At 67.5% G+C, this 25542-nt stretch carries 21 protein-coding genes; 18 read left to right on the plus strand and 3 right to left on the minus strand.

The features are described 5' to 3' along the window. Positions 1-18 precede the first annotated feature (18 nt). A complete protein-coding gene (locus tag AC1DQJ_RS07645; protein WP_477602187.1) occupies positions 19-2781 on the minus strand; it encodes a TonB-dependent receptor plug domain-containing protein in 2763 nt (920 codons plus the stop codon). Between the two features lie 495 nt (positions 2782-3276). On the opposite strand from AC1DQJ_RS07645, the gene AC1DQJ_RS07650 reads away from it, so the two are divergent. After that, the gene (locus AC1DQJ_RS07650; RefSeq protein ID WP_477601866.1) at positions 3277-3771 is read left to right on the plus strand and encodes an Lrp/AsnC family transcriptional regulator; all 495 of its coding nucleotides are present in this window, start codon (positions 3277-3279) and stop codon (positions 3769-3771) included. A gap of 72 nt (positions 3772-3843) precedes the next feature. Here AC1DQJ_RS07650 and AC1DQJ_RS07655 read toward each other — a convergent pair whose 3' ends face one another. Continuing rightward, entirely contained in the window at positions 3844-5436 is a 1593-nt protein-coding gene (locus AC1DQJ_RS07655; protein ID WP_477601868.1) for a peptidase dimerization domain-containing protein, read from the minus strand. A gap of 421 nt (positions 5437-5857) precedes the next feature. On the opposite strand from AC1DQJ_RS07655, the gene AC1DQJ_RS07660 reads away from it, so the two are divergent. The 12 genes from AC1DQJ_RS07660 (at position 5858) to AC1DQJ_RS07715 (ending at position 19109) form a co-directional block, all read left to right on the plus strand. Next, positions 5858-7183, plus strand: a complete 1326-nt coding sequence (locus AC1DQJ_RS07660; protein WP_477601870.1) for a metal-dependent hydrolase family protein — start codon at positions 5858-5860, stop codon at positions 7181-7183. 97 nt (positions 7184-7280) lie between these two features. Next, positions 7281-7835 (plus strand): molybdenum cofactor guanylyltransferase, encoded by a 555-nt coding sequence (mobA, locus tag AC1DQJ_RS07665; protein WP_477602189.1) that lies wholly within the window; start codon positions 7281-7283, stop codon positions 7833-7835. 86 nt (positions 7836-7921) lie between these two features. After that, a complete protein-coding gene (locus AC1DQJ_RS07670) occupies positions 7922-8500 on the plus strand; it encodes an ANTAR domain-containing response regulator (protein ID WP_477601872.1) in 579 nt (192 codons plus the stop codon). Beyond that, positions 8497-9462 (plus strand): CmpA/NrtA family ABC transporter substrate-binding protein, encoded by a 966-nt coding sequence (locus AC1DQJ_RS07675; RefSeq protein ID WP_477601874.1) that lies wholly within the window; start codon positions 8497-8499, stop codon positions 9460-9462. The genes AC1DQJ_RS07670 and AC1DQJ_RS07675 overlap by 4 nt, the downstream gene beginning before the upstream one ends. Before the next feature lie 223 nt (positions 9463-9685). Next, complete coding sequence (locus AC1DQJ_RS07680; RefSeq protein ID WP_477601876.1) at positions 9686-10903, plus strand: nitrate/nitrite transporter; 1218 nt, start codon at positions 9686-9688, stop codon at positions 10901-10903. Positions 10904-10920: 17 nt separating this feature from the next. Beyond that, the gene (gene nirB, locus AC1DQJ_RS07685; RefSeq protein ID WP_477601878.1) at positions 10921-13395 is read left to right on the plus strand and encodes a nitrite reductase large subunit NirB; all 2475 of its coding nucleotides are present in this window, start codon (positions 10921-10923) and stop codon (positions 13393-13395) included. Then, on the plus strand, positions 13392-13730 hold the full coding sequence (gene nirD / locus AC1DQJ_RS07690; RefSeq protein ID WP_477601879.1) for a nitrite reductase small subunit NirD: 339 nt from the start codon (positions 13392-13394) through the stop codon (positions 13728-13730). Before nirB ends, nirD begins: the two co-directional genes overlap by 4 nt. A gap of 3 nt (positions 13731-13733) precedes the next feature. Next, positions 13734-16388 (plus strand): nitrate reductase, encoded by a 2655-nt coding sequence (locus tag AC1DQJ_RS07695; protein WP_477601881.1) that lies wholly within the window; start codon positions 13734-13736, stop codon positions 16386-16388. Continuing rightward, positions 16378-17166, plus strand: coding sequence for a uroporphyrinogen-III C-methyltransferase (gene cobA, locus AC1DQJ_RS07700; protein WP_477601883.1), 789 nt, complete (start codon positions 16378-16380; stop codon positions 17164-17166). The genes AC1DQJ_RS07695 and cobA overlap by 11 nt, the downstream gene beginning before the upstream one ends. Continuing rightward, a complete protein-coding gene (locus AC1DQJ_RS07705; RefSeq protein WP_477601885.1) occupies positions 17163-17630 on the plus strand; it encodes a nitrate reductase associated protein in 468 nt (155 codons plus the stop codon). The genes cobA and AC1DQJ_RS07705 overlap by 4 nt, the downstream gene beginning before the upstream one ends. A 91-nt stretch (positions 17631-17721) precedes the next feature. Beyond that, positions 17722-18522, plus strand: a complete 801-nt coding sequence (locus AC1DQJ_RS07710) for a sterol desaturase family protein (protein ID WP_477601887.1) — start codon at positions 17722-17724, stop codon at positions 18520-18522. Further along, complete coding sequence (locus tag AC1DQJ_RS07715) at positions 18519-19109, plus strand: methyltransferase family protein (RefSeq protein WP_477601889.1); 591 nt, start codon at positions 18519-18521, stop codon at positions 19107-19109. Before AC1DQJ_RS07710 ends, AC1DQJ_RS07715 begins: the two co-directional genes overlap by 4 nt. Positions 19110-19117: 8 nt before the next feature. Here the strand turns inward: AC1DQJ_RS07715 and AC1DQJ_RS07720 are convergent, their stop codons facing one another. Beyond that, positions 19118-20620, minus strand: a complete 1503-nt coding sequence (locus AC1DQJ_RS07720; protein WP_477601891.1) for a sensor histidine kinase — start codon at positions 20618-20620, stop codon at positions 19118-19120. A 273-nt stretch (positions 20621-20893) separates the two neighbouring features. Between AC1DQJ_RS07720 and AC1DQJ_RS07725 the strand changes: the two genes are divergently transcribed. The 5 genes from AC1DQJ_RS07725 to AC1DQJ_RS07745 all read left to right on the plus strand — a co-directional run bounded on the left by AC1DQJ_RS07725 (position 20894) and on the right by AC1DQJ_RS07745 (position 25421). After that, on the plus strand, positions 20894-21529 hold the full coding sequence (locus AC1DQJ_RS07725) for a response regulator (protein WP_477601893.1): 636 nt from the start codon (positions 20894-20896) through the stop codon (positions 21527-21529). Between the two features lie 89 nt (positions 21530-21618). Continuing rightward, on the plus strand, positions 21619-22962 hold the full coding sequence (locus AC1DQJ_RS07730; protein WP_477601895.1) for a DUF1214 domain-containing protein: 1344 nt from the start codon (positions 21619-21621) through the stop codon (positions 22960-22962). Further along, positions 22959-23726 (plus strand): DUF2092 domain-containing protein, encoded by a 768-nt coding sequence (locus AC1DQJ_RS07735; protein ID WP_477601896.1) that lies wholly within the window; start codon positions 22959-22961, stop codon positions 23724-23726. Before AC1DQJ_RS07730 ends, AC1DQJ_RS07735 begins: the two co-directional genes overlap by 4 nt. A gap of 11 nt (positions 23727-23737) precedes the next feature. Beyond that, positions 23738-24337 (plus strand): hypothetical protein, encoded by a 600-nt coding sequence (locus tag AC1DQJ_RS07740; RefSeq protein ID WP_477601898.1) that lies wholly within the window; start codon positions 23738-23740, stop codon positions 24335-24337. A gap of 4 nt (positions 24338-24341) precedes the next feature. Beyond that, positions 24342-25421 carry a BamA/TamA family outer membrane protein gene (locus AC1DQJ_RS07745; protein ID WP_477601899.1) on the plus strand — a complete coding sequence of 360 codons (1080 nt, stop codon included), beginning with the start codon at positions 24342-24344 and terminating at the stop codon, positions 25419-25421. Positions 25422-25542 lie beyond the last annotated feature (121 nt).

Here is a 25542-nt window from a genome sequence, read left to right on the forward strand (position 1 = left end):
GCCGTCGGGGGGAAGTGGTCAGTATTCCAGCCGGATGCCGACCCGGAAGGTTCGGCCATTGGTGTCGTAGAGACTGCGGTTGGTCTGCGGGTAGCCGGGGGTGTTCTCCGCTCCGAGACTGGCCGGATTGCCCACCAGGACCGGGTCGGTGTTGAACAGGTTCTTGATCGAGATGAACGCCTCGCCGCTCACGCTGGACACCTCGAAGTCGTAGGTGGCCGAGACGTCCCAGTAGAGCGTGCCTTCGACGCTGTTGTCGTTGATCGTGTAGTAGGGCGCGACGCTGGCCGGGCAGCTCGAGAGGCACTCGGTATAGGCGTTGCTGACCTTACCTTCGCTGATCCCGCGGCCCGTGACGTTGAACGACCAGGGCTCCAGGTCGTAGTTGGCCGACAGGCGGTAGATCCAGTCGGGTGTAGCGCCCGTGTTCGCGCCCGCCAGGTCGATGGCCGTCACACCGTCGTCGGTCACGTTCTCGATGTAGTGGGTAAACATGGCCCGCAGCGCGAGGTCCCCGGCGCCCCAGGAGACCAGGTCAGCGAGGCTGGTGCGGTAGGAGGCCTCGATGTCGAGCCCCTTGGCCGTCATGCTGTTCAGGTTGTCGTAGTAGAGGTTGATCGTCTGCAGCACGCCGGCGCCGTTGAACACCAGCTGGTCGCAGTAGGACGCGACCTTCTGGATGTAGCAGTAGTCGGCGACCTGCTGGGCGGTGACGAAGCTGATCACGCCGTCAACCTTGATGTCGTAGTAGTCGATCGAGGCCTGCAGGCCGGGAATCCAGTGCGGCGAGACGACCATGCCCACGCCGTAGCCGTCGGCCACTTCGGGCTGGGCGTCCGGATTGCCCTGCAGGTTCTGAACGAACGGAACCGAGACACCGTTGATGTTCACCGAGTTGGAGCGCGCGGTGCCGGCGTCGTAGAGCTCGCTCATGTTCGCGGCGCGGATGTCCCGTGACGCTGAAACCCGGAAGTGGATGTCCTCGATGGGCGCGTAGGTCAGGCCCGCCTTCCAAGTCTGCACCGTCCCGGAGGTCGAGTAGTCGGTAATCCGGAACGCGCCGTTGAAGTCCATGCCCTCGAACAGCGGCACGACGGTTTCGACATAGGCTTCCTTGACGTCGTACTTGCCGCTAGTGACGCGGAAGTTGCCGTACTTCCAGCCCGACATGTACTGGGCTTCGACGAAGCCGCCCATTTCCTCGCGGCGGAACTCGGCGCCGGTCGCGAACGAGATCGGTCCGGCCCATCCCTCGATGCTGTTGGTCGTCAGGTTGAAGGCCGCGACGTCCTGCGTGAACTCCTGGTCCCGATAGGGCGTGCCAAGCACATAGTTCAGCGCTTCTTGGCTGGCGACGCCCGCGCCGAAGCGGTTGAGCGGCACGCAGCCGTTGGTCGGGCTGGTCAGGGTCGATCGGCAGACGATCTGGCCGTTCGACGGATTGACCACCGCGTCGGTGGCCAGCGCCAGGCGGGCGTTGTTCCAGGTCGGGGTCAATTGCTCGTGGGTCGTCGTCTTGCCGTGTTGGTAGTAGGCGTCCCAATCGACATCGAGGCCGAAGGCGGAGAAGTCGCCGTTCGCGCCGACCACGTAACGCTCGGTCTCGCGCGACATCTGGCTGCCGGACGCGGGCATGTCGACGTTGCTGGTGCCCATCTGGAACGAGGTGAGGCCCAGCGTGGTCATCTGCGCCCGCACCGAGGCCGGCAGGAAGGCGTTGTCCCGCTGGATCACGATCCCGGTCTGGGTCGGCTTGATGTAGTAGCTGAGGCCTTCGTACTTGGCGTAGGACGCCTGGCCGAAGACTTCGATATTCGGCGCGACCTCGTAGCTGACGCGGCCGAAGTAGCTACTGCGATCCTCCTCGGGGATCAGGGTGTTGGACCCCAGCATGTCGGAGATCGAGTACTTCCAGTCGCCGCCGATCATCCATTGGCCGGTGGTCGCGCCGAAGGCCAGTTGGTTGACGCTGCTATTGACCCCGAAATAGGTGCCGCGCAGCGCCGTGTTGGTGATCAGACCGCCGGGCGTATAGGCGCTGATGCCGACGTTCTTCGACGTGATGTAGTACGGGGCGCCCGCCGACAGGTCGGTGTTGCGCACCGCGAAGAAGCCGCTCTTGTTCCAGTCGCGGTCGATGGTTTGGACGCCGCTCTGGCCTGCCCACTCGGCGCTGAACAGGGCATGACCCTTGCCCTCGTCGAACGGCGCGCCGGCCGTGATGTTGTACTTCCAGTTCTCGCCGTCGCCATAGGTGGTCTCGCCGTATTCCAGCGACGACTTGAGGCCCGTGTAGTCCTTGTCCAGGATGAAGTTGACGACGCCGCCGACGGCGTCGGAGCCATAGGCGGACGAGGCGCCCCCGGTCACGACTTCGACCCGCTCGATCAGCGACTGCGGGAAGGTGTTGGTGTCGACCTGGCCGGTCGCGGCGGACACGACGGAGCGTTGACCGTCGAACAAGACCAGCGTCCGACCGGTGCCAAGCGCGCGAAGATTGAGCGCGCTGATCCCCGCGGCGCCGTTGCTGAGCGATCCCGACGAGTTGGCCGCGGTGATCGAACCGGCCACCGACGGAAGGGTGTTCACGAAATCGGCGATGTTCGCCGGCGCCGAGGCGGCGATCTCCTGCGCGCCGAGGACGTTGACCGGGGTCGGGGCGTCAAAGCCGTCGCGAGCGATGCGCGAGCCCGTGACCACCACCTCTTCGATGTCAGCGCCTGCGGCGGCTTCGTCGGCCAACGCGCCCTGGGCGAAGCTCAGTAGAGCCGCGGCGCTCACCGTGGCCAACGCATATCGCCGAGCAGTTGCCGTCAGTCGGACGTTTCTTGAGAATTTCATCGCCACCCTCGAATGGATTTTATTTCGTAAAATTCGATACTTAGAAGACTCTCAACCTCAACTCTGGATCGCATCGACCAGGCAACGCGGCTCCACTTCCGCCAGACACGAGCTGGCGGATCGCTTGATTTTCCGGACTGGTTCTTCCCCACCCCTAGGGTTTCAGCCGCTGGGAACGCTCGCCCATGGCGACTGCAGCCTTGCTGTATTCACCCCTGCTTTCTTGATCCCCAGCGCCCCCTCACAGAACCGCGCAACAACCGCGGCGCACGAGCTGCGCTTTAGGTCGGCAACACCCTCTCCCAAGGCTTGCCGTTCCCTTGCTCGTCTTAGGAACTAGATTATCTTGAGATCGGAGATCGACCTGCGAAAGGTGGATTATCCACGCGCAAAATGTGTTTCTGCCGCCGATTTATGCACGGAGTTGCAGTCGCAATGTCGAAATCCGAACACCTTGACCTTGATGACGTGGATTATCGGATTTTGAAGGAGCTCTGCGACGACGGCAGGGCCTCCGACGTCTCACTCGGCGAGCAGATCAACCTCTCCAGCACCGCGGTGGCGCGACGGCGGAAGAACCTAGAAGAGCGCCAGGCGGTGCTCAGTTATTCGGCGAATTTGAACATGCCGCTGCTCGGCTACAGCGTGGTCGTCTTCGTCGCCATCGAGCTGAGCTCCCAGGCCGAAAAGGCGCTCAACGAGTTCGAGCGCGAAGTGGTGAAATGCCCCTCCGTTTCCTACTGCGGCTTCGTTTCCGGGGACACCGACTTCCTGATCATGCTGAACGTGGCGTCGTTCGAGGACTATGACCGGGTCTATCGCCAGGAGCTTTCGACCCTGCCGCACGTGGCCAAGATCCGGTCGAGCTTCGTGATGCGAGAGGTGGCCCGTCGCGGCACGCCGCCCATCGTCTTCAAGGACAAGGTCTAGACAGCATTCAGGGGAGGCGCGGGACGCCTCCCCTGAACTTCGGATCCGAACTCGACGGGACGCCTTCGCCGCCTATTTCGCTGCAGCGGCAGCCGGGTACTTGATGCCCAGCTGATCCAGATAAGTCTTATATTTCTTGGGGTTGTAGTAGAACGGCTCCATCTTCGGCCGCAGCTGGTTCATGATTTCGGTGTTCAGGTGGATCGCCGGCATGTCGGTGGCGGCCAGGACCGGATCGTACTTCTGATCCTTCAGCTGCACGTTGTTGAAGTAGTCCTTCGCATCAGTGACCAGCTTCGGCGTGGTCATCACGTCGAGGATGGTCAGGGCGACGGCCTTGGAGCCGACCTCCACGCCCTTGTGCGCAATCGGCGTCGCCATCGCCATGGCCGAGGTCACGTTGTGGCCGATGGCGTTGGGGATGTTGGACGGATAGCGGATGGTGATGGTCGGCACCGTCCACATGATGTCGCCGATGTCGTCGGACCCGCCGCCCATCGAAGGACCGCGGCTTTCCGGCGTGGTCAGCGGCGAGATCTCGGTCGCCAGGGGCTCAAGCTTGAAGCCTTGCGTGGTCTGGACCGCCTTGGCGAAGGCCTGGTCGTCGGCCGACCACTTCGGCATGCCGACCTTCTTGATATTGGCGTAGGCGGCTTCGGCCAGCGGCTTGTTGCCGAAGTTCGGCGCGGCATAGCCGAGGATCTTGTGCTCGACGGTCGTACCCGTGCCCATGGCCGCCGCCTCGGAGATGGTGTTCCCCAGCTCGTACAGCTCGCGGATCGACTGGAACGAATTCTCGCGGAAATAGTACCAGACCGAGGCCACGCCGGGGACGATGTTGGGCTGGCCGCCGCCGTTGGTGATCACGTAGTGCGAGCGCTGGGTCAACGGCAGGTGCTCACGGCGCATGTTCCACGCGGTGTCCATCAGCTCGACGCCGTCCAGGGCGCTGCGGCCCGACCAGGGCTGGCCCGCGGCGTGGGCGGTCTTGCCATGGAAGGTGTACTCGACCGAGACCATGCCGTTGTTGCCGGCCGGCCCCCACTGCGTGGAGAAATCGCGGCTGACGTGGGTGAAGACCGAGACGTCGACGTCCTTGAACAGCCCCGCGCGCACATAGAAGGCCTTAGTGGCGAGCAACTCTTCGGCGACGCCCGGCCAGATCATCAGCTGGCCTGGAATCTTGTTCTTCTCCATCACGTCCTTGGCCGCGAGCGCGGCCACGACGATCAGCGGCATGCCGGAGTTATGCCCCTCGCCGTGCCCGGGCGCGCCCGGGACCATCGGCTTGATGCTCGGATCGCCGGGGTACTGCGAGAGACCCAGCAGACCGTCGATGTCGCTGCCCAGCGCAATCTTCGGGCCGCCCGTCCCCCAGGTCGCCGTCCAAGCAGTCGGGATGCCGGCGACGCCGCGGGTGATCTTGAAGCCGTTCTTCTCGAGAATGCCGGTGATGTACTCCGAGGTCTTCACCTCCTGGAAGCCCGGCTCGGCAAAGCTGAACACCGAGTCCACCATCTCCTGGCTCAGCTTGGCGCGCGCCTCTACGCCCGCCAGCGCGGCGGCCTCCATCTCAGGTGTCGGCTCCGCATAGGCCGGAACCGCCGGCAACGCGATCGCGCTCGCCAGCATCATCGCCATCAGCGACTTCGCGGTCTTCTTCATCTTACGCCCCCACAGGTTATTGAAACTCGCCACTTGACGCTGCTTTCCGTCTCAACACCCAAAATTTGTAATGAAAAGCTGCGCTAATAGATCAAGAACAGCACGATAATTGTCCCGCGCAAACGCATATGCGCGAGAAAATCAAGCCGCTCAGAAAATGATCGATCCGGTGGCGATTTCGGCGGCGGCTTGGGGGCGTGCTGCCGCTTTGGTAGTCGCATCGGCTGGCGCGCACGGCAAAATAGCGCCGGAGGGCCACAGGTCTTCGCAGATGTCGCCGCCCCGCCGCGAAGCTCAGGCCGCCTGCAGCCGCTGAGGGTTCCACCTGAGAGACAGGCCCTCCCCTGCGTTCCATTTTTCGTCGTCTCCCCAAGCTTGAACTTGAGGGACGCCGGTTGGTTTGGAGAGGCTCGCAGCTGCCATGTTCAGCCTTTGGAAGGTCCTCCTGGCAGCCTGCGTAGCCCTGGCCCCGACGGCCGCCATGGCGGGCGACGTGCTGTTCCGAAACGTCAGGGTTTTCGACGGTAGGTCGACCAGTCTCTCCGCGCCGACCTCCGTGCTCGTCAGGGGAAACACGATCGCCGGCGTCGGCGCCGACGCCGAGGCGCCGGGCGCTCAGGTCATCGACGGGCAGGGCAGAACCCTCATGCCCGGCCTCATTGACGCCCACTGGCACACGATGCTCATCCGCGCGACGCCCGAACAATTGATGTTCGGCGACATCGGCTTCAACAATATCCAGGCCAGCGCCGAAGCGACGGCGACGCTGATGCGCGGGTTCACCACCGTTCGGGACGTCGGCGGCCCCAGCTTTGGCCTCAAGCAGGCGATCGACGCCGGCGTCGTCCCCGGCCCGCGGATCTGGCCGTCAGGGGCGATGATCACTGTGACCAGCGGACACGGCGACTTCCGCCCCCTGTCCGAGATCCCCCGCGACGGATCCCAACCGCTGTCGCGGATCGAGGAGCTGGGCGGGGCGATGATCGTCGACAGTCCGGACCTGATGCGCCAGCGCGTGCGCGAACAACTGATGCGCGGCGCCAGCCAGATCAAGCTGACCGCTGGCGGCGGCGTCGCCTCGCCCCACAGTCCGCTCGACGTCTCCACCTTTACCCCCGAGGAAATCCAGGCCGCGGTCGACGCCGCCGGAAACTGGGGCACCTACGTCATGGTCCACGCCTACACCCCGGCGGCGGTCCGCCGCGCGGTCGACTCCGGCGTCAAGGTCATCGAACACGCCCACCTGGTCGACGACGCCACCGTCAAGTACATGGCCGAGAAGGGCGTCTGGCTTTCGACCCAGCCGATCCTGCAAGAGTACTTCGGCGGGGTGTTTCCTCCCGGCACCGACCAGTACGACAAGATGCAGGAAGTGATCACCGGCACCGACCGCATCTATGCGCTCGCCAAGAAGTACAAGCTGAAGGTCGCCTTCGGCACCGACGTGCTGTTTTCGGAGGCCTTGGCGCGCCGCCAGGGCGAGATGCTGACCGGGCTTACGCGCTGGTACACGCCGGCCGAAGTCCTTCAGCGGGCCACCTCGGTCAATGCCGAACTGCTGTCGCTCTCTGGCCTGCGCTCCCCGTACAAGGGAAGGCTTGGCGTGGTCGAGCAGGGCGCGCTGGCCGATCTGATCCTGGTCGACGGCGATCCGATCGCCAACATCAAGCTGATCGCCGACCCGGGGCGGAATTTGGTCGTCATCATGAAGAACGGCGAGATCTACAAGAACAAGCTGGCCCACTGATTTCATTCCCCAGCTCGGTTCCACCGACCGCGGGCGCCAAGTCGGGGATTGACCCCGCCCCCGCGCGCGGCTTGGTGGCCCTATGCGATTGGGCGCGATGATCCTCAGCGGCGGAGCCTCCAGCCGCATGGGCGCAGACAAAGGAGCCATGGAGTGGCTCGGCCGCCGGGCGGTGGACCGGGTCGCCGACATCGCGCGGGTGCTCGGCGCCGAGGCGGTGATCACCGTGGGCGCTCAGGACTACGGGCTGGACTGGATCGCCGACCAACCGCCGCTGGGCGGCCCCGTTGGCGGGGTGCTGGCGGGCGCCACGGCGCTGAACGCCGTCGGCTGCGAGCACATCCTGGTCCTGGCCGTCGATGCTCCGACCTTGCGGGTCGAGGATGTCGCGCCGTTGCTGGCCTCGGACGCCCCGGCTGCGGCCTATGAGGGCCTGCACCTGCCATTCATGATGCGACTTGAGGCCCTGGCGCCTGACGCCGAGGCCGACTGGCCGCTGGGCCGGCTGCTCGAACGGGCCGGAGCCGCTCGCCTGTCCTGCCCGCCGAAGGCCGCAGCCCGCCTGCGCGGGGCCAATACGCCGGAGGAACGACAGGCCCTGCTGGCCGAGCTCGCCGCCCACGAAGGCGCCCAAGATAGCGGCGTCGAGTGAGCAGGAATTGGGCGTCGCCGTCCTCGGCCGGGTCAATCGGCCCATGGACCCTGCCCCGGTTGCCCGGGCGCCCTTAGTCCCTCGCCATGCGCGTCCTCGTCATCGATCCCGATTCAGCCCGGGCGGCCCTCGTCGCCGACGGGTTGGCGGGCGTCGATCCGCTGGAGGTGCGCCATTCGGCGATCTACGACGAGGCCGAGGCCATCGCCTTCGCCCCCGATGTGGTCGTGGTCGCCGCCGAGAGCCCCGACCGCGACGTGATCGACAGCCTGCGCGAGGCCAGCCTGACCAATCCCCGCCCGGTGGTGATGTTTGTCGATCGCTCGGAGCCGGGCCTCGCCGAGGAGGCGGTTCGGGCCGGGGTGGCGGCCTATGTCGTCGATGGCCTGGCGCCCGGCCGGGTCCGCGACGTCCTCGAAGTGGCGATGAGCCGGTTCCAGGTCATGAACCAATTGCGCCGCGACCTCGACAAGGCCAAGGCGGACCTTGCCTCGCGCAAAACCATCGAACGCGCCAAGGCCCTGCTGATGAAGGAGCGGGGACTGGAAGAGGAGGAGGCCTACAAGCTGCTGCGCAAACTCTCCATGGACACCGGCCGCCCGCTGGGCGCGGTGGCCGCCGACCTCCTGGCCTTCGCAGGCGTGCTGAGAGGGGGCGGATCGTGAGCCAGCGCCTGAAACTAGGCTTCGTGCCGCTGAGCGACGCCGCCGGCCTGATCGTCGCCCACGCGCTGGGTTTCTTCGCGGCCGAAGGGTTGGACGTCGAGCTTTCGCGCGAAGCGTCATGGGCGACCATCCGCGACAAAGTGGCCTTCGGGGCGCTGGACGGGGCGCACATGCTGGCGCCGATGGTGCTGGCCCAGACGCTCGGGGTGGGCAGCGAGCGGACCGAGATGGTCGCGCCCGTCGCCCTGGCCAGCGACGCCTCGGCGGTCACGGTGTCCCGCCGGCTTGGCCTGGGGGCGGATCCATCCGCTCAGGGCCTGGCCGGCCTGGTGGCGCAACGCCGCGAGATGGACGCCAGCCCGCTGACCTTCAGCGTCGTCTACCCGTTCTCCACCCACAACTACCTGCTGCGCCTCTGGATGGCTCAGGCAGGGATCGATCCGGATCGCGACGTTCGCCTGACCATCGCGCCGCCGCCGCGCATGGCCGATCTGCTGGCGGGCGGGGTCATCGAAGGATTCTGCGCCGGCGAGCCATGGAACGCGGTGGCGGTGGAGGCCGGCGTCGGGGTCATCGCCGCCCGAGCCGCCGAAATCCACGCCGGCGCGCCGGACAAGGTGTTTGCGACCACCAGGGCCTGGGCGCAGGCCCATCCTGAAACCTTGCAGGCGATCATCCGCGCCCTGCTCCAGGGCCTGGCCTGGGCCGACGCGCCGGAGAACCGCCGATCGCTGGCTCTCCTGCTGGCCCGCCCCGAGTACCTGGACGTCTCGCCGGACGCCGTCGCCGCCGGCGTGCGCCACGCGGTCTTCCACCGTGACGGCGCCAGCCGGCCCGACCCGGCCAAGGCCGAATGGCTGCTGGAGCAAATGCGCCGCTGGGGCCAGGTGGGGTCGGACATCGCCGCCGCGCAGGGCGTCTATCGCCCAGATCTCTACGACGCCGCCGCCTCCGCCGCCTGAAAATCGATCAGCACATTTTGACGGCGCCTCGTTTTTGCGCTGCAGCATAAATCTGCTCCAGCCACGCTTGGCCAAGGGATGACGCCGGCCGGAGGCGGTGTTCCCCTCCTGCTCAGGCCCAGGACAACGGCGTTCGCGGCTCCTTGGAAATGGCTCGATGCAGAGCCCTTCCCGCCTACGGCGACGCCGCCGCTTCCGTCCATTCCTGCACGGGGCCTGAGCCATGCTGAATCGCGCGTTCCTGAAAGCCGGCCACACGCCGACTCTGCTTTCCGCCTTTCTCTATTTCGACCTCAGCTTCATGGTCTGGGTGATCCTCGGCCCGTTGGGCGTCGCGATCGCCAAGGACTTCCACCTGGATCCGGCCCAGAAGGGCATGATGGTCGCCGTGCCGGTGCTGTCGGGTGCGCTGCTGCGACTGGTGGCGGGGGTGCTGGTCGACCACATCGGGCCCAAGAAGACCGGGATCATCGCCCAGCTCACCGTGCTCGCCGGCCTAGCCGCCGCCTGGATGCTGGGGGTCGACAGCTATCATCAGGTGCTGGCCCTCGGAATTCTGCTCGGCGTCGCCGGCGCTTCGTTCGCCATCGCCCTGCCGCTCGCCTCGCGGTGGTACCCCCCCGAGCACCAAGGCCTGGCCCTCGGCATCGCCGGGGCCGGCAACTCCGGCACGGCGCTGGCCGCCCTGTTCGCCCCGGGCCTCGCCCAGACCTTCGGCTGGAGCAACGTGATCGGCTTGGCGTGCCTGCCGCTGGCGCTCGCCTTCGTGGTCTTCCTGATCTTCGCCAAGGACGCCCCGGGTCGCCCCGCGCCCAAGGCGCTGCGCGAGTATCTCGACGTACTGAAGGAGCCTGACGCCTGGTGGCTGATGCTGCTCTACAGCGTCACCTTCGGCGGCTTCGTCGGCCTCTCCTCCTCGCTGACCATCTACTTCAACGCCGAGTACGGCCTGACGCCGGTCACCGCCGGGTTCTTCACCGCCGCCTGCGTGTTCGCCGGCTCCTTCATCCGGCCGGTAGGCGGCGCCCTTGCCGACCGGCACGGCGGCATTCGCACCCTGACCGTGGTCTACGCCATGGCCGCGGTCGGCCTGGCCCTGGCCAGCTTCCATGCGCCCAGCGTCTGGGTCGCCCTGGCGGTCTTCCTGTTCACCATGCTCGCCCTCGGCGCCGGCAACGGCGCGGTGTTCCAGCTGGCCCCGCAGCGCTTCGGCAAGGAGATCGGCGTGGTCACGGGCCTGGTCGGCATGACCGGCGGCGTCGGCGGCTTCTACCTCGCCGCCAGCCTCGGCTGGGCCAAGCAGGCCACCGGCTCCTACCAGATCGGCCTGCTGGCCTTCGCCGGTCTCGCCCTGATCGCCCTCAGCTGCCTGACCGGCGTCAAGGGACGCTGGCGCCGGACCTGGACGGCCGAAACCGCCGGCTCGGCCTCGCGCGTCTGATCCTCGGAGAGTTCTTCATGACCAAAGCCACCAAGGATCCCAAGGAACGCCTGGTCGTCGTCGGCAACGGCATGGCCGGCTGCCGGGCGGTGCAGGAGATCCTCAAGCGCGATCCCGACCGCTACGAGATCACCATCTTCGGCGCTGAGCCGCGGGTGAACTACGACCGCATCATGCTCTCGCCGGTGCTGGCCGGGGAGAAGGCCTTCGCCGACATCGTCATCAACGACGAGGCCTGGTACCGCGACAACGCCATCACCCTGCACGCCGGCCGCGCGGTCCAGGCCATCGACCGCGAGGCCCGCCTGGTCCGCGCCGAAGGCGGGCTGGAAGTCCCCTACGACCGGATGATCCTGGCCACCGGCTCGGACCCGATCCGGCTGCCGCTGCCCGGCGGCGACCTGAAGGGCGTGGTCACCTTCCGCGACCTCGACGATGTCGAGGCGATGATCGCCGCCTCCGCCCAGCCGGGCGCGCGGGCCGTGGTGATCGGCGGCGGCCTGCTCGGGATCGAGGCCGCCTACGGCCTGGTCCGCCGCGGCATGGCGGCCACCGTGGTTCACCTGGTCGACGTGCTGATGGAGCGCCAACTCGACGCCTCGGCCGGGTTCCTGCTGGCCAGCGCCCTGGCCGACAAGGGCGTTCAGACCGAGCTCGGCGCGGTCTCCGAGGAGATCGTCGGTCAGGACGGCAAGGTCGCCGGCCTGAAGCTCAAGGACGGCCGCACCCTGCCCTGCGACCTGCTGGTCATGGCTGTCGGCATCCGCCCGAACGGATCGCTGGCCAAGGCCGCCGGCCTGGAAGTCGGCCGCGGCGTGGTGGTCGACGACGCCATGCGGACCTCCGACACCCGGATTTCGGCCGTGGGCGAGTGCGTCGAGCACCGCGGCCAATGCTACGGCCTGGTCGCCCCCATCTGGGAGATGTGCAAGGCGCTGGGCGCCGACATGACCGGCGGCGACGCCGCCTACGAAGGCTCGGTGCTCTCCACCCGGCTGAAGGTTTCGGGCGTCGACGTGTTCTCGGCCGGCAAGTTCTCCGGCGGCGAGGGCTGCGAGGACATCGTGTTCCGCGACGCCGGCCGCGGGGTCTACAAGCGCGTTGTGCTTGAGGACGGCAAGGTCGCCGGCGCAGTGCTGTTCGGCGACGCCGCCGACGGCGCCTGGTACTTCGACCTCATGCGGCAGAACGCCGAGGTCGCCGATATCCGCGAGACGCTGATCTTTGGCCAGACCGCGACGGAGGGCCTTCGAGGCCTGGACCCTAGCGCGGCCGTTGCGGCCCTCGGCGACGACGCCGAGGTGTGCGGCTGCAACGGCGTGTGCAAGGGCGAGATCACCGGGGCCATCGCCGAGCAGGGCCTGTCCTCGCTCGACGAGGTGCGCGCCGTCACCAAGGCCTCGGCATCGTGCGGTTCCTGCACGCCGCTGGTCGAAAAGCTGCTGATGCTGACGCTCGGCGATGGCTTCAAGGCCCAGACCGGTCCCAAGCCGGTGTGCGGCTGCACCCGCCACGGCCACGACGAGACCCGCCGCCAGATCGTTGCTAACTCATTGAAATCCATGCCGGCCGTGATGCAGGCCCTGGAGTGGACCACCCCCGACGGCTGCGCCTCCTGCCGCCCGGCGCTGAACTACTACCTGCTCTGCGCCTGGCCGGGCGACTACAGCGACGACAAGCAGTCCCGCTTCATCAACGAACGCGTCCACGCCAACATCCAGAAGGACGGCACCTACTCCGTCGTGCCGCGGATGTGGGGCGGCATGACTTCGTCCGACGAACTGCGGGCTATCGCCGATGTGGTCGACAAGTTCGCCATCCCCACGGTGAAGGTAACAGGCGGCCAGCGCATCGACCTGCTGGGCGTCAAGAAGGACGACCTGCCGGCGGTCTGGGCCGATCTCAACGCCGCGGGCATGGTCTCCGGCCACGCCTACGCCAAGGGCCTGCGCACGGTGAAGACCTGCGTCGGCTCCGATTGGTGCCGGTTCGGGACCCAGGACTCCACGGGACTCGGCATGCGGCTTGAGAAGTTCATGTGGGGCTCCTGGACCCCGGCCAAGGTCAAGCTGGCGGTCTCCGGCTGCCCACGTAACTGCGCCGAGGCCACATGCAAGGACATCGGCGTGATCTGCGTCGACAGCGGCTACGAGATCCACGTCGGCGGCGCGGCCGGCCTGCACATCCAAGGCACCGAGCTGCTGACCAAGGTCGCCACCGAGGAGGAGGCCATGTGGGTGATCTGTGCGGTCACCCAGGCCTATCGCGAGCAGGGCTGGTACCTCGAGCGGATCTACAAGTGGATGGCCCGCGTCGGCCTCGACAGCATCAAGGCCCAGGTCGAGGACCCCGAGAACCGCAAGGCCCTATACGACCGCTTCGCCTACTCGCAGCGCTTCTTCCGCATCGACCCCTGGGCCGAACGGGTCGCCGGCCGTCACACCGACGAGTTCAACCCGCTCAGCCGCCGCATGGAGTTCGCCCACGCATGAACGCTCTCGTGAAAGACCCCATCGCCTGGACCGATGTGGGCGCGGTGACCGACATCCCGCTGCGCGGCGCGCGTCGGGTGCCGACCCCGGGCGGCGACGTGGCCATCTTCCGCACCGGCGACGGGAAGGTGTTCGCGCTGAAGGACGCCTGCCCCCACAAGGGCGGACCGCTCAGCCAAGGCATCGTCCACGGGCACGCCGTGACCTGCCCGCTGCACGCCTGGAACATCGACCTCTCGACCGGCCAACCGATGGGCGCTGACCACGGCAAGGGCTGCACGCCGGTCGTGCCGCTGGAGGTCCGGGACGGACGCCTGCTGCTGGGGCGGGTCTGACCGATGGGCGAGCGGCGCAGCACCTGCCCCTATTGCGGGGTCGGCTGCGGGGTCGCAGGCCGAGCGGACGGGCGCGAGCTGAGCCTCGTCGGCGACCAGGCCCATCCGGCCAACTTCGGGCGGCTGTGCTCGAAGGGCGGCGCGCTCGCCGCCACCGTCGGGCTCGAGGGGCGGCTACTGCATCCGATGATCCGCGAGCGCCGCGCCAGTTGGGACGAAGCTACCGCCCTGGTCGCCCGGCGGTTCTCCGAGACCATCGCGCGGCACGGCCCTGACTCTGTGGCCTTCTACGTTTCGGGCCAGCTGCTGACCGAAGACTATTACGCCGCCAACAAGCTGATGAAGGGCTTCATCGGCTCCGGGAACATCGACACCAACTCGCGGCTCTGCATGGCCTCGGCGGTGGTGGCCCACAAGCTCGCCTTCGGCGCCGATCTCGTGCCCGGCTGCTACGAGGACTTGGACCTCGCCGACCTGGTGGTGTTCGCCGGCCACAACGCCGCCTGGACCCATCCGGTGCTGTTCCGCCGCATGGAAGCCGCTCGCGCCCGCGGCCAGCGGCACGTGGTCATCGACCCCCGCCGCACCGACACCGCCGACGTCGCCGACCTGCACCTGGCCCTGGCTCCGCAGACCGACGTGCGGCTCTGGAACGGCCTGCTCGCCGATCTCCTGCGCCGCGGCGCTGTGGACCGCGGCTACATCGCCGCCCACGTCTCCGGCTTCGCCGAGGTCGAGGCCCAGCTCGCCCGTGACGATCAGTCTGTGATGGCCGTCGCCGCCGACTGCGGCCTGGCCGAGGCCGACCTGAAGACCTTCTACCGACTGTTCGCCGAGACGCCGAAGACCGTCAGTCTGTTCTCGATGGGCTCGAACCAGTCCGCCCAGGGCGTCACCAAGGGCCTGGCGATCATCAACGCGCACCTGGCCACCGGCCGGATCGGCAAGCCCGGCGCCTGCCCGTTCTCAATCACCGGCCAGCCCAACGCCATGGGCGGACGCGAGACCGGCGGGATGGCCACCACCCTGGCCGGCCACATGGAATTCGACCCGGAATCCCGGGCCCGCGTCGCCCGCTTCTGGGGCGCCCCGAACGTGCCCGAGAAGCCCGGCCTGAAGGCCGTGGAGATGTTCGAGGCGGTCGCCGCCGGCAAGATCAAGGCGATCTGGGTGATGGCCACCAATCCGGCCGTCTCCATGCCGGACGCCGGCAAGGTCCGCGACGCCCTGGCCGCCTGCCCATTCGTGGTGGTCTCGGACTGCATGGCCCAGACCGACACCATGGCCTTCGCCGACGTAAAGCTACCGGCCCTGGCCTGGGGCGAGAAGGACGGCACGGTCACCAATTCCGAACGGCGTATCTCGCGCCAACGTGCTCTGTTCGAGGCGCCCGGCGAGGCCCGGGCCGACTGGCGGATCATCGCCGACGTCGCCCAGACCATGGGCTTCGTCGACGCCTTCTCCTGGCGCTCGAACGCCCAGGTGTTCCGCGAGTGGGCGCGCCTGACCGCCTACGAGAACACCGGCCGACTGCTTGATCTCTCGGGCCTGCTCGGCCTGACCCCGGCCGACTATGACGCGCTTGAGCCCGTGCAGTGGCCGGTGACCGAGGCCGGCGGCACGGCGAGGCTGTTCGCTGACGGCCGCTTCCAGACGCCCGACGGCCGCGCTCAGATGCTCCCGACGCCCGCCGCCGGTCCGGCCGAGCCGACCGACGCGGCCTTCCCGCTGGCGCTCAACACCGGCCGCATCCGCGACCATTGGCACACCCTGACGCGCACCGGCCTGGCCCCCGACCTTTGGCGGCACACGCCCGAGCCGTTCGTCGAGGTGCATCCCGCCGACGCCGCCGTCGTCGGCGTCGTCGACGGCGGCCTGACCCGCGTGCAGACGCTCCAGGGCGAAGCGGTGGCCCTGGCCCGCGTCACCGACCGCCAGCGGCCGGGCAGCGTGTTCATGCCGATGCACTGGACCGAGGGCTACGCGCCCAGCGGCCGCGCCAATCCCCTGGTCGCCGCCCGCACTGATCCGCGCTCTGGCCAGCCGGAGTTCAAGCACACTCCGGCGCGCGTGCGGCCCTACCGCGAAACCTGGCGCGGCTTCTACCTCTCGCGGGAGGCCTGGACGCCGCCTTCCAAGCTGGACCTCGTCTGGCGGCGCATTCCGCATGCCGGCTGCCACCTCCACGAATTCGCCGGCCGCGGCGACGCCGAGGAGCGCGAGGCCCTGCGCAGGCTGTTGCTGCAAGGCGCGCCGAGTGACGTCCTGCGCTACGAGGATCCGGCGGCCGGATCGCTGCGCGAAGCCTTCCTTACCGGCGACCAACTGGACCGCGTCCTCTTCACCACCGCCAGCGGCGTGCTGCCGCCACGCGGCTGGCTAGCCGAGCTGTTCGGGGCCGAGCCTCTGAGCATGCAGGACCGCGCCGCCTTGCTGATCGGCCGCGCGCCGGGTCGCCCGACCGACACCTCACCGGTCATCTGCGCCTGTCGAAACGTTCGCGCCGCCGCCATCGGCAAGGCCATCGCGGCGGGATCGTCGGACCTGGACGCCGTCGCCGACGCCACGGGGGCCGGCGCCAATTGCGGCTCCTGCCGGCCGGAGATCGCCCGCCTGCTCGCCGCTGCCCCAAGACCGGAGATCGCCAATGCCGCATGACCAGGCGCTCGGGACCGTGAAGCTGGTGGGCGCAGGCCCCGGCTCCGCCGACCTGCTCACCCTGCGCGCCGCCCGCGCGATCGAGGGCGCTCAGGCGCTGCTTTACGACGCGCTGGTCTCGGCCGAGGTCGTGGCCCTGGCCCCGGCCGCCTGCCTCAAGATCCAGACCGGCAAACGCGCCGGACGCACCAGCATGAAGCAGGAGACCATCAACCGACTGATGCTGCGTCTGGCGCGCCGGGGCCTCGATGTCGTGCGCCTGAAGGGCGGCGACCCGTCCGTTTTCGGTCGGGTGGGCGAGGAGCGGGCCTTTCTCCACGCCCATGGCGTGAGCACCGAGGTGGTGCCCGGCGTGACCGCCGCCTGCGCCGCGGCCGCCCAGTTCGGCTTTCCGCTGACCCATCGCGGCGAGGCGCGGCGGGTGATCTTCGCCACCGCCACCACGCAGGACGGCGCCATGACCCGCTCCGGCTGGGCCGCCGCCGCCGATCCCGAAGTCACTCTGGCGCTCTATATGGGCCGCGATCAGTTGCCCGCCGTCGCCGCCCGCCTGATCGAGCAGGGACGTCGCCCAGACACGCCGGCGATCGCGGTCGAGAACGCCGGGCGGCCCGAGGCCCGCGCCCTGCCGGGCCAGCTCTGCGATCTGGGCGAGACCCTGGCCGCCGTGCACTGCGAGGGGCCGGTCGTCCTCATCGTCGGCGAGGTCGCCGCCCGCGCCGACGCCTTCGCCCAACTCCCCTCCTTCACCGACAGCGTGGCCCAGGCAGGCTCATGAACGACACCCATCTATTCGCCTTCGAGGACGACTTCGTGGCCAGCCTGCGCTGCATTCCCATGGCGGTGCGGCTGAAGCTGGATCGCAGCGAGATCAAGCTGACGCTGCGCCAGTGGAGCCGCTTCACGCTCGCAGACCGCAAGCTCCTGCTCGAGTCCCCCTGCCGCACGCCGCAGGAGATTGGCGACTATCGCGCCGACCTGATCCGCCTTGTCGCCGAACGCTCGGGGGAAGAGGCAAAGTCCCTGCCTGATCCGCCGGCTCCGCTCTGGGAAACCCTTGCCGAAGTGCCGGGAGCGGTCGTCGACTACGCCCGGTCGGTGGGAACGCCGGCGCCGCGCCGACGTGACTGGGCCGCCCTCTCTGACCTACAGCGCTTCGCCCTGCTCAAGCTGACGCGCGACAACCACGACAACGTCAACTTTCTCCCGGCGATGCGGGAGTTCGGCCTGATCGCCGACTGAGCCGGGCCGGCAAGCTGGGCCTTAATGGCTCTTGGCGTAGGTCGCGCTTAACGATTGTTCAGCATGGTGAGCGTTCGGTCGTGAGGACGCGATGACGCTGAACGAACTGCTGACACTGGCGGCGCTGGCCCTGGTGTTCGCCCCGCTCGAGCACCTGCGGCCAACGCGCCGCGCGCCGCGCTCCCTCGACCGGCTGCGCGTCGACGCCCTGCACGTCTTCGTCAGCGGCGCCTTGATCAAATTCGGCTCGACGGTGGTGCTCGTCGCCGTGGCGTTCGGCGCGACGATGCTGGTTCCCGACTCTCTGCGTGAGGCCGTGCGAAGCCAGCCTGAATGGCTGCAGTTCATCGAGGTGCTTCTGATCTCGGACCTGGGCTTCTACCTCGCCCACCGCCTGTTCCACACCTTCCCCGCCCTATGGCGGTTCCACGAGATCCACCACAGCAGCGAACATCTGGATTGGATCGCCACCTATCGGGTGCATCCGGTGGATCAGATCATCAACAGCGTCATCATCGCCGCCCCCGCGGTGCTCCTTGGCTTCGGCGGCCTGCCGGTCCTGGCCTACGCCCTCATCTACCGCTGGCACGCGGTGCTGCTGCACTCGAACATCAATGTCGACTTCGGTCCGCTCAAATGGCTGATCGCCTCGCCGCAGTATCACCATTGGCATCACGCCGATGAAGCGGCCGCCTACGACAGGAACTTTGGGGGCCAACTGGTGATCTTCGATCGGCTGTTCGGCACGCTGAATCTGCCGCGCGACACGGCCATGCCCGCAAAGTACGGCCTGAGCGAACCGATACCCGCCACCTATCTGGGCCAGTTGGCCCACCCCTTCAGCCGAGCGGGCCGGCCCGCTCAAGCGGAATGCGCCGAGGAGCAAGCGTGAAGGACGCAATTATCGACTGGGGCGAACGCGCCATCCTCCTGGCGTTGTTCGCCATGTTCGCGTTGGCCAACATCCACTCGGACGATTGGGTGAACTGGGCCTTTGTGGCGCTTGAGGGCCTGACAGCCTTCTTCGTCCTGATCCGCCGCAAGGCGATCAGCGTCACCGAAAGCCCGTTTGACTGGGCGCTGGCTCTGAGCGGCACCATGCTTCCGTTGGCCATTCGACCGGGCGGCGAACCGATCGCAACCTGGCTGGCCGGCGCCCTGATCGTCGGCGGCGGCGTCATCAGCGTCGGGGCCAAGGTCAGCCTCAACCGCCGGTTCGGCATCGCACCGGCCAATCGCGGCGTGCAGTCCAATTGGGCCTACGCGATCGTGCGCCACCCCATGTATCTGGGCTACATCATCGCTCAGATCGGCTACCTGCTGCACAATCCGACCCCGCGCAGCATCGCCATCTACCTGGCCGCGTGGATGCTCCAGCTGGCTCGGATCTCCCGCGAGGAACGGCACCTGATGTTGGACGCGGACTACCGCGCCTATGCCGAACGCACCCGCTTCCGGCTCATTCCCGGCTTGTTCTGAACCCGGCCTCAGTGTCCGCGCGCGAGTAGGGCCGGAACCGCGTGCAGCTTCAGCGACGAACCGATCTTCCGCTCCACGGACGCGGACGCCCGGCGCGGGAGCTCTCCCAGCGGCTCGCCAGCGCCCGCTTCAGGGACCCACGAGCGGCTGGCGATCATCGGCAGCTCCGCGGACAGGCGAAGTCCGCCCTGTCCGTTCGCCAGATCGAGCTGGCCGCCGAGTTGCATGAGGCGTCCCCGCATGCTCGCGATCCCGACGCCGGTCTCCTCGTCGCGTTCGAGCGATTGGCTGTCGGCGATGCCGACGCCGTCGTCCTCGATCACCAGGGCGACCCTGTCGCTCCGGTAGTCGAGCAGGACCGAGACGCTGCGCGCGCTGGCGTGACGATGCACGTTCATCAGCGCTTCCTGGAAGATGCGGAACAGCGCGACCTCCACGGACACGGACAGCTGACGCGGCTCTCCGCGAGAGCTGACGGAAATCAGCAGGGACGCCCGACGGCCGAATCCGTCAGCGAACACACGCAGCCGTTCCTGGAACGGGCGGCGCTCGGTCTCGGGCGGGTGCAGCATGAAGGAGAACGTGCGGATCTCCCGGTGCGCGGCCGACAGCGAGTTGCGGATGTCGCGAAGTATGGCTTGGTCGCTTTCCCTGAACACGGTCCGGCGCTCCAGCGCGGCCAGTGACAGACCGACGGCGACCAGATGCTGGGCGGTCGAGTCGTGCAGTTCCCGCCCGATCCGCCGTCGCTCGTCCGCCTCCGCCGTAGCCAAGGCGACCTCGGCGCGCTCCAGCGCTTGAGCCTGGGCCGACACCTGGGTGAGGTCCGAGGCCACGCCGATCACCCGGCGCACGCTTCCATCCGCGCCGCGGGCGAACACCCGGGCGCGGGACTGCATCAGCAGCCACTCGCCCTCCGAGCCGCGCACACGCATCCTTGCTTCGACCACTCCGTCGTCCTTCAGGGACTCCATGGCCTTGATGTGCGCGTACAGCACCGGAATATCGTCCGCATGCACCCGCCCCTTCACGTCCTCAAGGTCCACCCCCTTGGCGGGCAGGCCGAGATGCTCGGCAAGCTCGGGATGCATGTACGGCGCGCGCCGCCGATGCACGTCGTACACATATAGAAGGCCCGAACTGATCGGGCCCAGGCGGTCGAACAGGCGCTGATTTCTGGTCGACAGATGCTGCGACAGTGTTTCGGAGGCCGCTGGCGGCTCGATGGACAGCACTACCTGTAGCGGCGCCCGGCCGCCCCCGATCGGGTGCGCGGTGATGCGGCGCCCTCTCAGGTCATGGCCGGATGCAGAGCCTCGACCGCGATCCGGCCGCTGCAGACAATGGTCGATAAGCGATTGCAATCGCCGCGCGTCTTCACCCCCGAAGACATCTTCCAGCAGACGGCCATCGACCGTCCGTCGCGCCAGGCCCATGGCCCTGCGGAATGCGCTTGTGGTGGATACCAGCCTGGCGGCTCCGGCGCAGTATTCCGCCAACGCCAACGCCATACTTGAGTTGCTTTGATACAGATCCGGCCTATGGCCAAGCTTATGGTCAAGCTTATGGTCAAGCTTATCTGGCGGTAATTGAGTCATGCAGTCCGAGCTCCCAACATCTCCCGAGGCTATTGCCTTGTTGGAATGCTATCGGCGCCCGGTTCCCCCGACCCAGCAATGTTGTCTACAATACACATCGCCAAGAAAACGTATATGGGTGATCTTACGGATACGTCGCCACATCCATTAGGTGTATCCCTTAGGTGTTAGCATCGAGGGCTGTTTATGCTGAGGATTCTTATCGCCGACGATCACGACATCGTGCGTCGCGGCGTCCGGGACATGATAGAAAGCCACCCCGGCTGGGAGGTCTGCGCGGAGGCCTCCAATGGCCAGGCTGCGCTTGAGCTGGGCACGCAGGAAAAGCCCGACGTCGCGGTGATCGATGTCTCCCTCCCCATCATGAACGGCTTGGCGGTGACCCGCCGTCTGCGGCTGGAGTCGCCCCAGACCAACGTGCTGCTGTTCACCATGCATGACGACGACGAGACCGTGAGCGGCGGCCTCGCTGCCGGAGCCCGCGGCTATCTGCTGAAGACTGAGAGCGAACAGCATCTCGAGGCGGCGATCTCGGCGCTGGGCGCCAACCGCCCCTACTTCTCGTCCTTCGTTTCCGAACTGCTGCTAGAGGCGGCGGTGCATGAGCGAAAACGCTCGCGGCTGGAGAGCTTCACCATGCGAGAGCTGGAGGTCGCGCAGCTGATCGCAGAAGGCAATTCCAACAAGCACATAGCCAGGCGACTGGCGATCAGCGTGAAGACGGTGGAGAGTCACCGCGCCGCCGCGATGCGTAAGGCAGGGGTTCGGACGGCGGCTGAGTTCGTACGTTTCGCCATCAAGCACAATCTAATTCAGGCCTAACTCCAATACTGCTGCGTGCCGCGTTCGGGTTTGACCCGATGGCAGGGCGATCACCGCGCTGAGAGGCTCCCCCTTCAAAGGAGGCGCCAGTGATCGGCACGCCGGAACCGGACATGACGCTGGCCGACGCCAGGCGGATCGCGGCCGACGGGTTCGTCTTCGGCTTCCCCGTGGTTCTAGTCGACGCGGTTCGCAGGACGCATCCGATCGGGCTGAACCAGGTTCTGCGCCTGCCTGAGGACAGCTCCGCCATCGCCCCAGGCCTGGCCGGCGACGACCCGCACATGGCCCGGTCGAGCGCCTGGGTCGACCTCTCGCAGGGGCCCGTGCGGCTGACCCTGCCCGATCTGGAGGCCCGCCACTGCTCGGTCACGATCTACGACGCCTGGGGACGACTTCAGGAACGTCTTGAGGCTCGTGAACTGGAACCCGTCGCGCCGAAGATGGCGCTGATCGGGCCGGACTGGAGCCACGCCCTGCCGTCAGGCTTCACGGCGCGCCGCCTGCAGACCAATCTCGCCTGGATCGTCGTGCGGTTGGCCCTCCGCACGCCTGACGATCGAGACGACGCCGACCAACTGCTGGCCGGTCAGAGCATCACGCCCCTGGAAGGCGAGCCGTTTCCGATTCAACGGCTGGCGACGGTTGAGGCGCCGCACAGGTCCTCGTCGGACTGGGTCTACGGGCTGGATCCGCAGCGCTACTTCCACCGGCTGGCGATGCTGCTGGAGCGACATCCTCCGTCCGGCGACGTCCGGGCGATAATCTCTTCACTGGCGAGGATCGGGGTCATTGCCGGCGAGGAGTTCCGCCCACCCGCCGGCCAGTCGGTGCAGGAGGCCCTCGCCCATGGGCTGCTCGATGGTCATGCCCGCGTCCGCCACGCGCGCACCGAGGACACTGACAGGGTGGACGGCTGGTTCTGGGCCGCGCCCAGCAGCGGCGACCTGCCCGCCGACCTCGCCCGCGCGGCCGCCGAGCGGCTCGGAGCAGCGGCTCCCGAGGACAGCCTGCGGCTGACCTGCCACACCGACGCGGACGGTCTGCCGCTCACCGGTTCCGAGCGGTATGGGCTGCAGTTCGCGGCGGGCGAGGCGCCGCCGGTCGACGGCTTCTGGACGCTCAAGCTGGGCCGCGCGCCGCGTTCCGACGAACTCAAGCAGCGCCGCCTGGCCCTGAGCGACAGGGACGACCTCACCTTCGCGGCTGACGGATCGCTGGAACTGCTCATCCAGCACGCCCCGCCCGACGCACTCGAGGCCGGCAACTGGCTGCCGGCTCCGCCCGGCCCCTTCAGCCTCTGCCTGCACCTCTACTGGCCCAATGCGCCGGCGCTCTCCGGCGCCTGGCGCCCGCCGTCTCCCCGCCGCCTCGACGCGCGCCCCCGATTGGCCGCCGGAGAATCCCGCAAGGACAAGGAGCATCCTCAATGAAGTTGGCATTCAAACTTCCGATCGCGGCCATCGCGGCCGGATTGCTGTACAGCGGAGGAGCTCTCGCGCAACAACCGCCGACGCCGACGCCGAGCGAAGAAATCGAACCTGAGGCGGTCGAAGCGCTGAAGCGGATGAGCGCCTATCTGGGCACGCTCACCGCCTTCGAGGTCACGGCCAACTCCACCTCCGACATCATCCTCGACGATGGCGAGAAGATCCAATTCGCTGAAAAGTCCAACTTCAAGGTGCAGCGCCCGAACAACTTCGTCGTCGAGCGCACCAGCGACTACAAAAATCGGCGCCTCTTCTACGATGGCAAGAAGCTGACCTTGTACTCGCCGAAGACCTCTTACTATGCGCAGGTGGACGCGCCGCCGACGATCAAGGAAACCATTACAGCGGTCTCCGACAAGTACGGCATCGAGCTGCCGCTGACCGACCTGTTCCGCTGGAGCGAGCCCGGCGGCGACAAGACCGACCAACTGAAGTCAGCGTTCCATGTCGGCACCGCGACGATCGGCGGCGTCGCCACCGACCAGTACGCTTTCCGCGGCCCCGACGTGGACTGGCAGATCTGGATCAGCCAGGGCCCCAACCCGACCCCGCGGCGGATCGTGATCATCGATCGCGAGGACGACTCCCGGCCCCAGTACACGGCCGATCTGACCTGGAACACCAAGCCGGCTTTCAACAACGCCACCTTCGCCTTCCAGGCCCCAGCCGACGCCAAGCCGATCCGTATGACGGCGTTGGATAAGTGAGGAACCGAACCATGTGGAAGGCTCACGTCACATCCCTGGCCCTCGCCGCGGCGGCGATGGTCATCTATCCCGCGGTCGCCGACGCGCGCGGCGGCGGTGGAACCCGCGGCGCGGCCCGCTCCAGCGTGGGCGGCGGCGGCGGCGGCGGAGCTCGCGCCGCATCTCGCCCCCCGCCCCAGCGCCAGCCGGCCGCCAACCGCGGCGGTGGGAACGTCAATCGCCAAGCGGCGGCGGGCAATCGCAGCGGCGCCAACGTCAACCGCCAGGCGGCGGTCAGCAACCGCGGCGGCAACACGGTTAATCGCGGCGGCAATCGGGTGAACACCGGCAACGTCAACGTCGGCAACAATGTCAACGTGAACGTCGACAATGACAACGGCTGGGGCTGGGGGGGTGGCGACTATCACCCCGTCGCGGCCGGCATGGCGTTCGGCACTGCAGCGGCCGTAACCTCGGCGGTCATCACCGGCTCCCGCTACGCCAGCCTGCCGCCGGCCTGCTCGCCCTATCCCTATTCCGGGCTCACCTACTATTCCTGCGGCGGCGTCTACTACGCGCCTCAGTACGAGGGCGACAATGTCGTCTACGTGGTCGTCGATCGCCCTGGGTAGGTGAATGCGCGGCCTAGTGACGGCGGCTGCCGCCGCGTGCGTACTGGCCAGCTCCGTCGCGGCGGAGGAGGCCGAACCCGGAACGCAACCGGCCCGCAGCTTCGTGGTCATGCCGATCCCGGTTTCCAACCCGGCGATCGGCAACGGCCTGGCGCTCGGGGGGCTGGCGCTCTACTCGCCGTCCAAGACCTCGCCGCCCTGGATCACCGGCGTAGGCGGGCTCTACACCGACACCGACAGCTGGGCCGCAGTGGCGGGTCAGAAGGCCAACCTCCGCGATGACTCGATCCGCCTGACCCTCGGCGGCGGCGGCGGCGAATTCCATGTCGATTTCTACGGCATCGGATCGGGGGCGGGCTCACGCAACCGCGCCATCCCGATCGAACAGCGGGGCGGAGGCCTGGTCGCCGAAGCCCTATTTCGCGTCCGTCCGAACGCCTATCTGGGCGCCCGTTATCGGGGCATCGGCCTGAAGACCACAGCCGACTTCTCGCAGCTGCCGTTCCCCGACATGCAGATTCCACAACTGGAGCTGGACAGCGTGTCTTCTGCGCTTGGCCTGGCCGGCGAGTACGACACCCGTGACAGTCAGTTCGCGCCGCGCACCGGCGTCTACGCCACGAGCCAGTGGTTGGTGGCCTCCGAGGCGCTAGGAGGCGACGACGACTATCGGCGCTTCGAAGCCGCCGCGAACTTCTATCGCCCCATCTCGGACAAGTCGGTGATCGCCGGCCGAGTGGCGCTCTGCGACGTCACCGATCACGCCCCGTTCTACGATCTCTGCCTGTTCGGCCAGAACAATGACCTGCGCGGCTACGATCCTGGGCGATACCGGGACCAGAGCCTTGCTGCGGTGCAGGTGGAATATCGCCGCGACCTTTTCTGGCGACTGGGAGCGGTGGTGTTCGCCGGGGTCGGCAGCGTCGCGCCGTCCTTCGGCAAGCTCGGTTCGCCCTTGCTGCCCTCCGTCGGCGTCGGCCTACGCCTCAAGGCCTCGAAATCACACCGCGTCAATGCGAGCTTCGACTACGCCTTCGGCGACGACGCCCAGGCCTTCTATTTCTACATCGGCGAGGCGTTCTGATCGGGTTGGCACGGAGCCTTCTGTAGGGATTCAGCCTGATCGCATTGCGCCTATGTCGGTGATCTAACTGTCAGCGCCGGAGTTCATTACTTCCCCCGGAAATGCTCCGGCCTGTCGGGCG

This window comes from Phenylobacterium sp. P4_E10, assembly GCF_056401675.1.

What these genes read in the sequence shown, in the direction of transcription:
- AC1DQJ_RS07660 (WP_477601870.1), top strand. Translation starts at nt 5,858, where the DNA reads ATGTTCAGCCTTTGGAAGGTCCTCCTGGCAGCCTGCGTAGCCCTGGCC.
- AC1DQJ_RS07650 (WP_477601866.1), top strand. Translation starts at nt 3,277, where the DNA reads ATGTCGAAATCCGAACACCTTGACCTTGATGACGTGGATTATCGGATT.
- AC1DQJ_RS07735 (WP_477601896.1), top strand. Translation starts at nt 22,959, where the DNA reads ATGAAGTTGGCATTCAAACTTCCGATCGCGGCCATCGCGGCCGGATTG.
- AC1DQJ_RS07695 (WP_477601881.1), top strand. Translation starts at nt 13,734, where the DNA reads ATGGGCGAGCGGCGCAGCACCTGCCCCTATTGCGGGGTCGGCTGCGGG.
- AC1DQJ_RS07710 (WP_477601887.1), top strand. Translation starts at nt 17,722, where the DNA reads ATGACGCTGAACGAACTGCTGACACTGGCGGCGCTGGCCCTGGTGTTC.
- AC1DQJ_RS07720 (WP_477601891.1), bottom strand. Translation starts at nt 20,620, where the DNA reads ATGGCGTTGGCGTTGGCGGAATACTGCGCCGGAGCCGCCAGGCTGGTA.
- AC1DQJ_RS07655 (WP_477601868.1), bottom strand. Translation starts at nt 5,436, where the DNA reads ATGAAGAAGACCGCGAAGTCGCTGATGGCGATGATGCTGGCGAGCGCG.
- AC1DQJ_RS07725 (WP_477601893.1), top strand. Translation starts at nt 20,894, where the DNA reads ATGCTGAGGATTCTTATCGCCGACGATCACGACATCGTGCGTCGCGGC.
- AC1DQJ_RS07680 (WP_477601876.1), top strand. Translation starts at nt 9,686, where the DNA reads ATGCTGAATCGCGCGTTCCTGAAAGCCGGCCACACGCCGACTCTGCTT.
- cobA (WP_477601883.1), top strand. Translation starts at nt 16,378, where the DNA reads ATGCCGCATGACCAGGCGCTCGGGACCGTGAAGCTGGTGGGCGCAGGC.
- nirB (WP_477601878.1), top strand. Translation starts at nt 10,921, where the DNA reads ATGACCAAAGCCACCAAGGATCCCAAGGAACGCCTGGTCGTCGTCGGC.
- AC1DQJ_RS07740 (WP_477601898.1), top strand. Translation starts at nt 23,738, where the DNA reads ATGTGGAAGGCTCACGTCACATCCCTGGCCCTCGCCGCGGCGGCGATG.
- AC1DQJ_RS07745 (WP_477601899.1), top strand. Translation starts at nt 24,342, where the DNA reads ATGCGCGGCCTAGTGACGGCGGCTGCCGCCGCGTGCGTACTGGCCAGC.
- mobA (WP_477602189.1), top strand. Translation starts at nt 7,281, where the DNA reads ATGATCCTCAGCGGCGGAGCCTCCAGCCGCATGGGCGCAGACAAAGGA.
- AC1DQJ_RS07705 (WP_477601885.1), top strand. Translation starts at nt 17,163, where the DNA reads ATGAACGACACCCATCTATTCGCCTTCGAGGACGACTTCGTGGCCAGC.
- nirD (WP_477601879.1), top strand. Translation starts at nt 13,392, where the DNA reads ATGAACGCTCTCGTGAAAGACCCCATCGCCTGGACCGATGTGGGCGCG.
- AC1DQJ_RS07670 (WP_477601872.1), top strand. Translation starts at nt 7,922, where the DNA reads ATGCGCGTCCTCGTCATCGATCCCGATTCAGCCCGGGCGGCCCTCGTC.